This window comes from Zhouia spongiae, from assembly GCF_022760175.1.
GTDB lineage: Bacteria > Bacteroidota > Bacteroidia > Flavobacteriales > Flavobacteriaceae > Zhouia > Zhouia spongiae.
On the sequence record NZ_CP094326.1, the window covers coordinates 167,978 to 180,412 of the forward strand.

14 protein-coding genes are annotated in these 12,435 nt (G+C 37.3%); 10 read left to right on the forward strand and 4 right to left on the reverse strand.

The window, feature by feature from the left end:
- The first annotated feature begins 7 nt into the window (after window positions 1–7).
- Both arsB and MQE36_RS00750 read left to right on the forward strand, forming a co-directional pair.
- Window positions 8–1,063 carry an ACR3 family arsenite efflux transporter gene (gene arsB / locus MQE36_RS00745; RefSeq protein ID WP_242937301.1) on the forward strand — a complete coding sequence of 352 codons (1,056 nt, stop codon included), beginning with the start codon at window positions 8–10 and terminating at the stop codon, window positions 1,061–1,063.
- A gap of 2 nt (window positions 1,064–1,065) precedes the next feature.
- On the forward strand, window positions 1,066–1,479 hold the full coding sequence (locus tag MQE36_RS00750; protein ID WP_242937302.1) for an arsenate reductase ArsC: 414 nt from the start codon (window positions 1,066–1,068) through the stop codon (window positions 1,477–1,479).
- A 50-nt stretch (window positions 1,480–1,529) separates the two neighbouring features.
- Here MQE36_RS00750 and MQE36_RS00755 read toward each other — a convergent pair whose 3' ends face one another.
- Window positions 1,530–1,886 (reverse strand): DUF983 domain-containing protein, encoded by a 357-nt coding sequence (locus MQE36_RS00755; protein ID WP_242937303.1) that lies wholly within the window; start codon window positions 1,884–1,886, stop codon window positions 1,530–1,532.
- Window positions 1,887–1,986: 100 nt separating this feature from the next.
- Here MQE36_RS00755 and MQE36_RS00760 point away from each other — a divergent pair, with 100 nt between their 5' ends.
- On the forward strand, window positions 1,987–2,859 hold the full coding sequence (locus tag MQE36_RS00760) for an AraC family transcriptional regulator (protein ID WP_242937304.1): 873 nt from the start codon (window positions 1,987–1,989) through the stop codon (window positions 2,857–2,859).
- Between the two features lie 111 nt (window positions 2,860–2,970).
- Here the strand turns inward: MQE36_RS00760 and MQE36_RS00765 are convergent, their stop codons facing one another.
- A complete protein-coding gene (locus MQE36_RS00765; protein WP_242937305.1) occupies window positions 2,971–3,987 on the reverse strand; it encodes a 3-oxoacyl-ACP synthase III family protein in 1,017 nt (338 codons plus the stop codon).
- A 191-nt stretch (window positions 3,988–4,178) separates the two neighbouring features.
- Between MQE36_RS00765 and htpG the strand changes: the two genes are divergently transcribed.
- The 3 genes from htpG (at window position 4,179) to MQE36_RS00780 (ending at window position 8,415) form a co-directional block, all read left to right on the forward strand.
- Window positions 4,179–6,065 carry a molecular chaperone HtpG gene (gene htpG, locus MQE36_RS00770; protein ID WP_242937306.1) on the forward strand — a complete coding sequence of 629 codons (1,887 nt, stop codon included), beginning with the start codon at window positions 4,179–4,181 and terminating at the stop codon, window positions 6,063–6,065.
- 138 nt (window positions 6,066–6,203) lie between these two features.
- Window positions 6,204–6,605 carry a hypothetical protein gene (locus MQE36_RS00775; protein WP_242937307.1) on the forward strand — a complete coding sequence of 134 codons (402 nt, stop codon included), beginning with the start codon at window positions 6,204–6,206 and terminating at the stop codon, window positions 6,603–6,605.
- Between the two features lie 28 nt (window positions 6,606–6,633).
- Window positions 6,634–8,415, forward strand: coding sequence for a DUF885 domain-containing protein (locus tag MQE36_RS00780; protein WP_242937308.1), 1,782 nt, complete (start codon window positions 6,634–6,636; stop codon window positions 8,413–8,415).
- 97 nt (window positions 8,416–8,512) lie between these two features.
- Here MQE36_RS00780 and MQE36_RS00785 read toward each other — a convergent pair whose 3' ends face one another.
- The gene (locus MQE36_RS00785; protein ID WP_242937309.1) at window positions 8,513–8,923 is read right to left on the reverse strand and encodes a MauE/DoxX family redox-associated membrane protein; all 411 of its coding nucleotides are present in this window, start codon (window positions 8,921–8,923) and stop codon (window positions 8,513–8,515) included.
- A gap of 145 nt (window positions 8,924–9,068) precedes the next feature.
- Window positions 9,069–9,839, reverse strand: coding sequence for a S1/P1 nuclease (locus MQE36_RS00790; protein WP_242937310.1), 771 nt, complete (start codon window positions 9,837–9,839; stop codon window positions 9,069–9,071).
- Between the two features lie 122 nt (window positions 9,840–9,961).
- Here MQE36_RS00790 and MQE36_RS00795 point away from each other — a divergent pair, with 122 nt between their 5' ends.
- Genes MQE36_RS00795 through MQE36_RS00810 form a run of 4 tightly spaced genes read left to right on the forward strand, consistent with a single transcriptional unit; the run spans window position 9,962 to window position 12,434 of the window.
- Window positions 9,962–10,822, forward strand: a complete 861-nt coding sequence (locus tag MQE36_RS00795; protein ID WP_242937311.1) for an SPFH domain-containing protein — start codon at window positions 9,962–9,964, stop codon at window positions 10,820–10,822.
- 9 nt (window positions 10,823–10,831) lie between these two features.
- Window positions 10,832–11,002 (forward strand): DUF4177 domain-containing protein, encoded by a 171-nt coding sequence (locus MQE36_RS00800; RefSeq protein ID WP_242937312.1) that lies wholly within the window; start codon window positions 10,832–10,834, stop codon window positions 11,000–11,002.
- A 5-nt stretch (window positions 11,003–11,007) separates the two neighbouring features.
- The gene (locus tag MQE36_RS00805; RefSeq protein ID WP_242937313.1) at window positions 11,008–11,499 is read left to right on the forward strand and encodes a hypothetical protein; all 492 of its coding nucleotides are present in this window, start codon (window positions 11,008–11,010) and stop codon (window positions 11,497–11,499) included.
- Window positions 11,496–12,434, forward strand: coding sequence for an alpha/beta hydrolase family protein (locus MQE36_RS00810; RefSeq protein ID WP_242937314.1), 939 nt, complete (start codon window positions 11,496–11,498; stop codon window positions 12,432–12,434). Before MQE36_RS00805 ends, MQE36_RS00810 begins: the two co-directional genes overlap by 4 nt.
- Window position 12,435 lies beyond the last annotated feature (1 nt).

The window sequence follows — 12,435 nt, forward strand, 5'->3', positions numbered from 1 at the left end:
ATCAATTATGAACAAAAAATTATCCTTTTTAGATAATTACCTGACGTTATGGATCTTTCTGGCCATGGGAATAGGTGTCGCTCTTGGTTATTATTTCCCGGGAAGCGCAGCTATTATCAATTCATACAGCTCCGGCACTACCAATATTCCGATTGCCATTGGTTTGATTGTTATGATGTACCCTCCCTTAGCCAAGGTTAACTACAAATTATTGCCAAAAGTATTCAGAAACACCAAATTACTCTCACTATCCTTGGTTTTGAACTGGGTTATAGGTCCGGTTTTGATGTTCATCCTGGCCGTTATTTTTCTCAGGGACGAACCTGAATATATGACCGGGCTCATATTAATCGGTTTAGCAAGATGTATAGCCATGGTATTGGTCTGGAATGATCTTGCTGAGGGGAGCAAAGAATATGCTGCGGGCCTGGTTGCCATGAACAGCTTATTTCAGGTATTTGCCTACAGCTTCTATGCCTGGGTATTTATTACAATCCTCCCCCCTTACTTTGGCTTTGAAGGAGCCATCGTAGATATTTCAATCGCTACCATTGCAGAAAGTGTTGCCATATACTTAGGCATCCCCTTTCTTTTAGGCTTCTTGAGCAGGTTGTTTTTGGTAAAATTAAAAGGAGAAGAATGGTATATGGATATTTTTATTCCTAAAATATCCTGGCTCACCCTTATAGCCCTGCTTTTTACTATCGTGGTCATGTTCAGCTTAAAAGGAGAGCTCATTGTAAGTATTCCGATGGATGTCGTAAAAATAGCCATTCCGTTGCTTATTTATTTTGCATTGATGTTTCTTATCGGTTTTGGCATCAGCAAATGGTTTAAAGCTCCATATGACGAAAATGCTGCTGTTTCATTTACCGCAGCAGGTAACAACTTTGAGCTGGCGATTGCCGTGGCAATCGCCGTGTTTGGCTTAAATAGCGGACAAGCCTTTACCGGTGTTATCGGTCCGCTGGTAGAAGTACCCGCACTGATCTTACTGGTAAGAGTCTCTTTTTGGCTAAAGAAAAAATATTACACTAAGAAATTAAACCCGCAAAAAGCTTAACAATGAAAAACATACTTGTATTATGCACAGGTAATTCGTGCAGAAGTCAAATGGCACACGGTTATTTAAAACACATGGCAACCGGTAAGGCCAATATATATAGTGCCGGTGTAGAGATCCACGGTTTAAATCCTTTTGCCGTAGGCATCATGGCAGAAGATGCAATAGATATCAGCAAGCATACATCTAATCACGTAGACGAATATGCCAATATTGATTTTGACTATGTAATTACTGTATGTGATCATGCCAGTGAAAGCTGCCCACTCTTTACGCGGAAGACACAAAAGATACATCATAATTTTACTGACCCCAGCAAAGCCAGCGGTACCGCGAAAGAACTGATAGAGGCTTTTCGTTCTACACGAAATGAGATCAAGAGCTTTTGTAAAAGATTTGTCGAGGAATACCTTTAAATAAAAAGTCCGCGGCCTGAAGGCCGCGGACACCCTTAAAACCAATGAATCTAAATCGCCTTCTTTTCAAAAAAATACATCCACAGGCTTCGGGACACCCTAAAGTTGAATGTACTCAAAAGTACCGCAACGATCACTACTCCGCAGAGCAATACTATATTACTCATCCCTAATATAAACTTTATAACCACCAACATTGATATCAACTCAGCTACAGCCAAGGCATAACTAACATACATCGCTCCGAAAAAGAAACCCGGTTCTCTTTCAAATACATAGCCGCACTCCTGGCAGGAATGAAACATTTTCGGCATCCTGAACAAAAGTGAGTTCCCATTACTTCTAAACACTTTTCCTTTTTCACATTTAGGACATTTACACTGTAGTGCTTTTACATACCTGCTCATACATCGTTTATTTGATAAGGCAAATATCATAATCAATTCACTATCATACCCTATATCATAATTGCATTATTTTGTACTTTTGAGACATAATATAATACGTATGCAACTACTAAACATATTACATATTAAACAGTTTGACAGTGCTGTAAACAATCCTGATTTTTATAGTAATACATTTAAAAACCACAACAACACACACCATAAAACAATTACGGCTCCGCACAAGCACGATTTTTATGTAACCATTTTATTTACAGAAGGCACCGGAAAACATGAAGTTGACTTTCACACATACCCCATAAAGCCAGGGGTCGTATTTTTATTAAAGCCGGGGCAAATTCATCATTGGGAACTATCAGACGATATCGACGGGTATATCTTTTTTCATTCAAAATCATTCTTTGACCTCAATTACACCAGCAGATCGGTAAATGATTTTCCTTTCTTCTACTCTTCTCAAAACCCGCCTTTACTTCAATTAAAGGACGAGGAACTGAACCATATATCCCGATACTTCATCGACATCAATGAAGAATATTATGAAAACCGGCTTTTAAAACGGCTGAAAATCATTTCCCTCATCGACATCTTATACACAGATTTATCAAGAATATATCTATCTCTCCAACCGGAGTATACCGAACCATATAGAAATACGGAGCGCGTAAAACAACTGGAACAACTGATCGACGATCACTACAAAGAAGTTAAAATGGCTTCGGCATATGCTGAAATGATGCACTTGAGTCCGAAACACTTAAACCGTATTGTTAAAAGCGCATTAAATAAAACCACCTCCGACCTGATAACGGAACGCATTATTTTAGAAGCGCGGAGAATGCTTATTCATTCCGGCGGTTCTTTAAGTGATATTTCACTAGAGTTGGGTTATGAAGATTATGCCTATTTCTCCAGGGTCTTTAAGATCAATACCGGGCACAGCCCCAGTCAGTTCATTAAAATCTATAAGTAAAATACCTCGGAGCAAGCTCACGAGAGGGCCGAGCGTAAAAAAGACTATCTCCGATGTTTGTTACGAGCAAATGCAGGAGACAGCCTGCTGACATTTTCTCTCAAAAAATCATTACCATTTCATAATCACACTGCCCCAGGTAAATCCACTGCCAAAAGCAGCCAAAACGACAATATCACCCTCTTTCACCTTTCCTTGTTCCCATGCTTCAGTTAAAGCAATCGGAATAGAAGCAGCAGTAGTATTACCGTATTTCATAATATTATTAAAAACCTGATCGTCACTCAACTTAAACTTATGTTGTATAAACTGAGATATCCTGAGGTTCGCCTGATGCGGCACTAACAAATCGATATCAGAAGCTTCCAGATTGTTGGCTTTCAGCCCTTCATCAATTACTTCACTAAATCTGACAACTGCATTTTTAAATACAAACTGACCATTCATATACGGGTAGTAAGAAGTGTCGTCCGGGTCATTGTCCGCAATAATATCCGTCACCCATCTTTTACCCATTCCGGGTGCTGTCAATGACAACTCCTCAGCATGTTCCCCTTCAGAATGTAAATGAGTCGATAATATTCCTTTCGTAGCATCTTCTTCTCTGGTTAAAACCGCGGCACCGGCTCCATCGCCAAAAATTACAGAAACTCCTCGACCCCTTGTCGACATATCTAAACCTGTTGAATGCAACTCAGAACCAATCACCAGAACATTTTTATACATGCCGGTTTTAATAAACTGGTCTGCCACTGAAAGTGCATACACAAATCCTGAACATTGATTTCTTACATCCAGGGCTCCAACCGTTTTAAGTCCCAGTTCTCGCTGCACCAATACTCCGGGTCCCGGAAAATAATAATCCGGACTCAACGTAGCGAATATAATAAAGTCTATATCTTCTTTGGCGACTCCTGCCCTTTCAATTGCTATTTTGGCAGCCTCGACCCCCATGGTTGTCGTTGTTTCACCACTCCCTTCAACTACATGGCGACGTTCTTTAATACCTGTTCGCTCTTGAATCCATTCATCATTAGTATCCATTACCTTAGACAGGTCGTTGTTCGTCACAACATTTTCGGGCACATAATATCCAAGTCCCGCAATTCTCGAATTCCAAGTATTCATTAAATATTAGTTCGTAACAAAATGCTGTATCCCAACTCTAAATCAGCTTTGCAATTTAAGTATTTCTAATAAAAACACCCCTTAAAATGATTTATTCTTAAGACAAGTGTCATCTTGTCACTGTTTTACCGGTCTGGTATTTTTTTTGCCATACTCCAAACCGAAAAGAATAACTTGTAAAATATAATTCTATGACAACCGGAAATATTAATGTATCTGTTGAAAACATTTTCCCGCTGATAAAGAAATTTTTATACAGCGACCATGAGATCTTTTTAAGAGAGTTAATATCAAATGCAACTGATGCAACTTTAAAATTAAAACACCTGACCAATATAGGTGAAGCCAAAGTTGACTATGGGAACCCTATCATCGAGGTTAAAATCGACAAAGACAACAACAGGCTTCACATTATCGATCAGGGTATCGGGATGACTGCTGACGAAGTAAAAAAATACATCAACGAAGTAGCTTTTTCAGGAGCAGAGGAATTTTTGGAAAAATATAAAGACTCAGCTAAGGACAGTGGTATTATCGGTCATTTCGGGCTTGGTTTCTATTCAGCCTTTATGGTGGCCGATAAAGTTGAAATCATTACCAAAAGTTTCAAAGGAGAATCTGCTGCACATTGGAGTTGTGACGGATCGCCACAATACAATCTTGAAGCAACCGATAAAACCGAAAGGGGAACGGAGATCATCCTGCATATCAATGAAGACTCCAAAGAGTTTTTAGAAGAAAGCAAGATCAGTGAATTATTGAATAAATACAATAAATTCAATGCAATTCCTATTAAGTTCGGCACCAGAACAGAAACATTGCCGAAACCGGAAGATGCAAAAGAAGATGATCCTGCCCCTACACAAAAGGTAGACAATATCATCAATAATACAGACCCAGCCTGGACCAAACAACCTGCTGATCTCAACGATGAGGATTACAAGAGCTTCTATCGCGAGTTGTATCCAATGCAATTTGAAGAACCTCTGTTTAACATTCACCTGAATGTAGATTATCCTTTTAACCTGACAGGAATACTTTACTTTCCTAAATTAACCAATGAAGTAAATCTTCAGAAAGACCGTATCCAGCTATACCAAAACCAGGTATTTGTAACAGATAACGTCGAAGGCATTGTACCTGAGTTCCTAACCATGTTAAAAGGAGTTATTGATTCTCCCGACATTCCGCTTAATGTTTCCAGGTCTTACCTTCAGGCAGATGGAAATGTAAAGAAAATATCGAGCTATATTACCCGTAAAGTAGCTGATAAACTTTCTTCATTATTCAACAGTAACCGTGAAGACTTCGAACAAAAATGGAATGACATTAAGATTGTGATCGAATACGGGATGCTTTCCGAAGAAAAATTCTTCGATAAAGCTCAAAAATTTGCTTTATATCCAACAGTCGACAATACATATTTCACTTTTGAAGAACTAAAGGAAAAAGTAAAAGATAATCAAACCGATAAAGATGGTAATACTGTAGTGCTTTATGCCGGCAACAAAGACACTCAGCACAGTTATATAGCAGAAGCAAAAGAGCGTGGTTATGAAGTATTACTTTTAGATTCTCCAATAGTTTCTCACCTTATCCAAAAGCTGGAAACTTCTAATGAAAAAATAACTTTTGCAAGAGTTGATGCCGATTCATTGGACAATCTTATCAAGAAAGACGAAGAAAAAATTTCTAAATTATCTGACGAAGAAAAAGAAAAACTCAGCACCGTTCTTGAAGAAGTGGTACCAAAAGAAAAATACACCGTTAAACTGGAAGCATTAGATAGTGCTGCATCTCCTTTTGTTATTACACAGCCTGAATTTATGCGGAGGATGAAAGAAATGAGCGCTACAGGTGGTGGCGGAATGTTTGGCATGGGTAATATGCCTGAAATGTACAACCTGGTAGTTAACACCAATCACGACCTGATAAATCAGATTGTCAATACCAAGACGAAAGCAAAACAAGAACGATTAATCAGACAATCTTTAGACCTGGCCAGGCTATCACAAGGTTTATTACAAGGCGAAGAACTCACCAACTTCATTAAAAGAAGTTACGATATGATTAAGTAATTAAATCGACTACTATTATCATTAAGCCATTCTGAATCAGAATGGCTTTTTTTATTTATACCTCTAAAAGCAGCTACTTGGAACGGATGATCTTTATCCGTATCTTAGTAGGTGTGTTCTTTAATTTATTTTAGATATATGAAATCAATCATAAAGAAATTAGGTATTAAAGGCAAATCCGAAATACTCTTGTTAAATGTTCCGGATGAGTTCGATCGTGACTTTCATACCCTCGAAGATATTGAAGTCTTTGAGTCTTTGATACAGATCACCCAGATTGATTACGCCCTTTATTTTGCTCATGATATCAATGAGATAGAGCGGCAATTTGACACCCTTCGCATCAAACTTAAGGAAGATGCTACCCTATGGATTGCATTCCCAAAAAATTCTGCTGAAATAACCAAAGAGTACAACTGGAAACCTCTCAATAACAACTGCTTCATCTCGGTTGAAAACCTTTCGATAAACGAAAACTGGAAAGCCAAACGCTTTAGAAAACTAGAATACACAAAATGTAAGGAAATCAAAAACAGTTAAAACCCTCACTAAAAACGAATCTGAAAACATGAAAAAATCTTTGTTTGCACTATGCATCATAATGCTCCTTGGTGCTTGTAAAAAAGAAAGCAACAAAAATAACGGATTAGCTGTCGATCTACCCCCGATTAACGATGTCTTTGAATCTTATTATCAGCAAAGCCTCAAACTCAATCCGATAAACGCAACCTTTACGGGCGACAATAAATACAATGACAAACTCCCAAACAACATCACCAAGGACTATAGAGAAACTGCTCTCAATGTTTTTCAAACATACAAAGACTCATTAGCCCTGTATGAAGACGAATTTTTAAATGAAGAAGAGAAATTAAGCAAAGCGGTTTTGCTTTGGGAACTCAATCAAAACATAGAGAACCTGAAATTTAAAACCTACCTGATGCCTGTTAACCAGTTCTCTTCCATGCATCTCATGATAGGGCAATTAGGTAGTGGTAGCAGCGCCCAGCCATTCAAAACGCCTGCCGATTACAACAACTGGCTGTCAAGACTGGAAAAGTTCTCGACTTGGGTTGATTCGGCTGTCGTAAACATGAAACAAGGAATCAAGGAAGGATACATAATCCCAAAAACATTAATTGTTAAGACCATTCCTCAGTTTACAGACCTGACCAAAACCCCAATTGACGAAAACCTGTTTTATTCGCCAGTTAAAATAATTCCTGATCATTTTTCTGAAGAGGAGAAAAAACGGCTAACTGAATCTTACACTCATACTATTTCTGAAAAAGTAATCCCTTCAATGAAGAAAATGGATGACTTTTTAAAGAACGAATACCTCAACGCAGGAAGAAAAACTTCCGGAATAAATGATATCCCGGAAGGAAAAGAACTCTACAACGCTCTTATCAGACTATACACTACCACAAACCTGACCGCCGACGAAATTCATAAGCTGGGATTAAGCGAAGTAGCCCGTATAAGATCAGAAATGGAAAAAGTAAAAAAAGAAGTAGGGTATAAAGGTGATCTTATTTCGTTCTTCGATTACGTGCGGAACAAAAAAGAACTGATGCCTTTTACCGAGCCCCGGCAGGTCATAGATAATTTTAATGCCATCCATGAGAAAATGAAACCTAACCTGGAAAAACTTTTTGACCTGACTCCGAAAACAGCTTTTGAAGTTCGAAGGACTGAAGCCTTCAGGGAAGTCTCAGCCAGTGCCGAATACAACCAGGGATCATTAGATGGTACCAGGCCAGGTATCTTTTATGTTCCCATACCGGATGTTACTACATACAACATCTATTCTGACGAAGATCTTTTTTTACATGAAGCAATCCCGGGACATCATTACCAAATCTCTCTTCAACAAGAAAACACCAAACTCCCTGATTTCAGAAAAACACTATGGTATTCAGCATACGGTGAAGGATGGGCTTTATACACCGAGGCTTTGGGCAAGGAACTTGGACTTTACGAAGATCCTTATCAATATTTCGGGATGTTAAGCGCTGAAATGCACCGGGCTATCAGATTGGTTGTAGACACCGGATTGCATGCCAAAGGATGGACACGGGAGCAAGCCATACAATATTCACTAGACAATGAAGCGGAAAGCGAAGCCAGTATCACTGCCGAAATAGAACGCTATATGGCCATCCCCGGTCAGGCACTATCCTACAAAATAGGCCAGCTTAAAATCCTTGAATTGAGGGCAAAAGCAGAAAAGGCTTTAGGAGAGCAGTTTAGTATAAAGGAATATCACAATAAAGTGCTAGAATCCGGATGTATTCCGCTTCAGTTGCTTGAAAATAAAATTGATACCTGGATTGCTTCAAAAAAATAATCCAACCTAAAAAGAAAAAGACCGTTGGGCCACGGTCTTTTTCATTAATTAACTCAAAAAAATCAAATCGCCTAAGCAATTCACTTATAAACAACCACTATAAGCTTCTTCTACAGGTTAAGTTCGCCTTATTATCTAAGGAAATATCGTTATTCTCTACATACATCATCAAGCCGGTAAAAAAGGTCAAATAGTACAGGCCATACATTACTTCAGACGAATTTCCTCCCATCATCATTACAAAGGTAAACAGTCCGAACAAGAGCAATCCTGCCAGCAGACTTTGTTTAGTAAAAAAACCAAGCAATATAAATAAACCTAATCCGAATTTGATAAAAGGAAGACAGATCAACAGCGTTTCTATAATGCTATTACCTGAAATTTCCATTCCCTCCGCAGTACTTATAAAATGAGATGAAAAAGCATTTAATGCGAATGTTTCATTATATCCTGCAAACATTAATTGCAGTCCAACAAAAATCCTAATTCCGGCATAAAACAACTTCATCAACAATTTAAATTTCAGCACATTACCTTTTTCCGAGCGCAAAAATAATATGCCCGGGCTATAAAACAAGTTTTTTACCGGAAATTTTATAAACTTTAACACGGAATCGTGTTATTAACTGATAATCAACATACTATTGATTGATTTAAAGATTCTCATTCAAAACCTTTGCCAAACGAATCCCTCCCTTAAATAACTGGAGGCGGACATTCTGAAAATTATCGTACATATACCTATAGCCCAGTTTTTCTCCGGTTTCTGCAGAATTATACACCTTATCTGCCAATTTTTGTGACTCATATGTCCAATCCAATACAGTACCGGTTTCAATAGCCCTTATTTCCTTTTTACTCAAACGAGGCAGGTTTTCAGCAAGTTCCGAGTAACTCATTTTAAAATGATTGATCATCTCACTATCCCAGACCTTGTGCAAATTTGTACCTTTGTTAAACCATCTTACCTGAAATTCATTTCCTCCTTTATCTTCCACTCTTCCGACATGCAGAGGTTGATGCAGATCACCCATCAGATGAACCAACATCTTTAAATAAAATACTTTATCATCGTCTGATGCCCGTTCATTTTCTATAACTGAAATACACTTGTTTATTCCTTTTATAATATCTCCGTGTTCAGATTTATCGTGTGTATCATACAATTGTCCTGATGGGATGTTTACGTAATGCCACGAATTAAACTCTCTATATCGGCTATCGGACTTGATATCATCGCCAAAAGTAGACACCATTGCCAGGCTTTGCCCGTTCAATAGTTTCTTCAATTTTCTTTTAGTACTGCTCTTTAAATACTGTGTCGCTACTTCCCCTACAACTCTATGACCTGTAGAACCCCATAAAGCGGTATCTGCTAAACAAATTTGGCTCGACAATAATAACAGTAACAATAATTTCTTCATTCTTTAGTATTTTTTTTCAAATGTAATTATATCAATGAAATCTATATGTTAAATATCCAAAGAATCAAAAATTAATTTGATATATTTGTGATATCATTTTAATATCATATAAAATTATCATTATGACAAATGAAAAAACAACATCAGGTCTTAACGGATATATCATTCTGTTTGCCGCTTTAATCCTTTTCTTTGGAGGATTATATATGGTGATCTCACAAGGAAATGTAATTTTTATTATGGCAATTGTAATTGCATTGTTTTTACTTCCTGGTTTTACGCTGGTTAACCCTAACAATTCGAGAGTTCTATTGCTCTTTGGTAAGTACGCAGGTACTATTAAGAAGAATGGATTTTATTGGGTAAATCCTTTTTTTACCAAAAAGAAAATTTCATTAAGAGCCAGTAATTTTGATAGTGAACGCTTGAAAGTAAATGATAAAATTGGAAATCCTGTAATGATAAGCACCATTTTAGTATGGAGGGTAACCGACACTTATAAAGCTGCTTTTGATGTTGACAACTACGAAAACTTTGTCAGGGTACAAACAGATGCTGCAGTCAGAAAACTTGCCAGCATGTATCCGTACGATAATTTTGCCGATGAAGGGCTTGACGAGGATATCACTTTACGTTCCAGCGTTAATGAAGTAAGTGAAGATCTTGAAAAAGAAATTCAGGAACGTCTTTCTATGGCAGGAATTGAAGTCCTTGAAGCCAGAATAGGATACTTAGCTTATGCGCAAGAAATCGCCAATGCTATGTTAAAAAGACAACAAGCTACTGCTATTGTTGCTGCACGGCATAAAATTGTCGAAGGTGCCGTCAGTATGGTTGAAATGGCTCTCGATGAATTAAGTAAAAAAGAATTGGTAGACCTCGATGAAGAACGTAAATCGGCTATGGTAAGTAACTTAATGGTCGTACTTTGCTCCGATAAGGACGCTGCTCCTATCGTTAATGCCGGCACCTTGCATCATTAAAATTTCATTATGAAAGAATACAAGATTATAAAACAAAAGACAAATCTATTTTCTAATTCAGACAAGAGCTTTGAAGATGCATTAAATTTACATGCTCGTGATGGTTGGCGGGTAATCTCAGCCGTTTTTAGTGAAAAAAACTATGCGCTTAAAGCCATACTCGAACGCGATAAAAACTAAAGATCATGAAAGTCTTTACCGAAGAGCAAAAATTTAACCAATGGTGGATGTATGCTGCTTTAATTCTGGTCTTTACAGGAGCTCTAACACCTTTCGTCTTAGAAAAAGATAAATTACGAAGTGGCGATCATGAATCTGTGATGACCTTGGTGCTTATCATAATTACACTCGGGCTCACATTCATATTTATTCGCTCTGTAAAATTAACAACCAAAATAGACGAAATTGGTATTCATTACAAGTTTTTCCCTATACACCTCAATATGAAAATCATCAAATGGGAAGAAATTAACTTTTGCGAGGTAAAAAAGCATCTCCGTATAAAAAATTTTGGCGGCTACGGAAGGCATATAAACGGCAAGTCTGTAAAAATAAGAGGTTATAAAGGCATTCAAGTCATACTCAAAAGCAATAAAAGAATGTTAATAGGCACTCAACAGGCTGAATTAGCAGAAAAGACTATTGAAACTTATCGAAACAGAATAACAACAACATGAAACATGTTATTTTTTACATATGCATTTTTACAAGTCTTTTGGTTAAAGGACAAAATGTAATAACTGAAGAACTATCGCTTTCCAATGGCGCTATTTCTCTACCAGGTACTTTAAGTTATCCGGAATCAAACAAAAAACTTCCGTTGGTAATTTTTATTCATGGCTCTGGAAATGTAGATAGAAACGGAAATCAAAAAATTTCTGTTATGGAAACCAAAGCCAACTATATCAAGTTATTGTCGGATAGTTTAAATACCAGAGGCATTGCCTTTTATCGCTATGATAAAAGAACATCAGTCCCTGAAAACCTAAAACTAATGCTGAATGATCTGGTTTTTGACGATATTGTTGACGATGCTAAGATTGTTATCGATCATTTTAAAAACGACAAGAGATTCTCTAGTCTTATTCTTATCGGGCACAGTCAAGGTTCACTAACTGCTATGCTTGCAAAAGATAAGGCTGTTAAAAAATATATTTCCTTGGCTGGACCAGCAGCTAGCATAGATGTTATGCTTACAAATCAGATGGCTAAGAAAAGTGAAGCCTTTGGCCCTATTGTACAGGCTCATTTTAAAGAGTTAAAAGAAACGGATACCATACTTAAGGTTAATCCATACTTAGTGAACTTGTTCATCCCTAAAACCTTTACTTTCATCAATAGTTGGATGAGATATATTCCGACAGAAGAAATTAAAAATGCAAAAGCAAGTACTCTAATTATACAGGGAGATGCCGATATACAAGTAACTGTAAAAGATGCAGAAAGCTTATATAAAGTCAAACCAGATGCTACATTAGTCATCATAAAAAACATGAACCATGTACTAAAAGAAGTACATACTGAAAAAGAAAATCAAGAATCGTATTATTCTGCTAATTTTGCACTGTCTTCAGAACTAGTGGAAACCGTAGCTGAATTTATTAAACAATAGT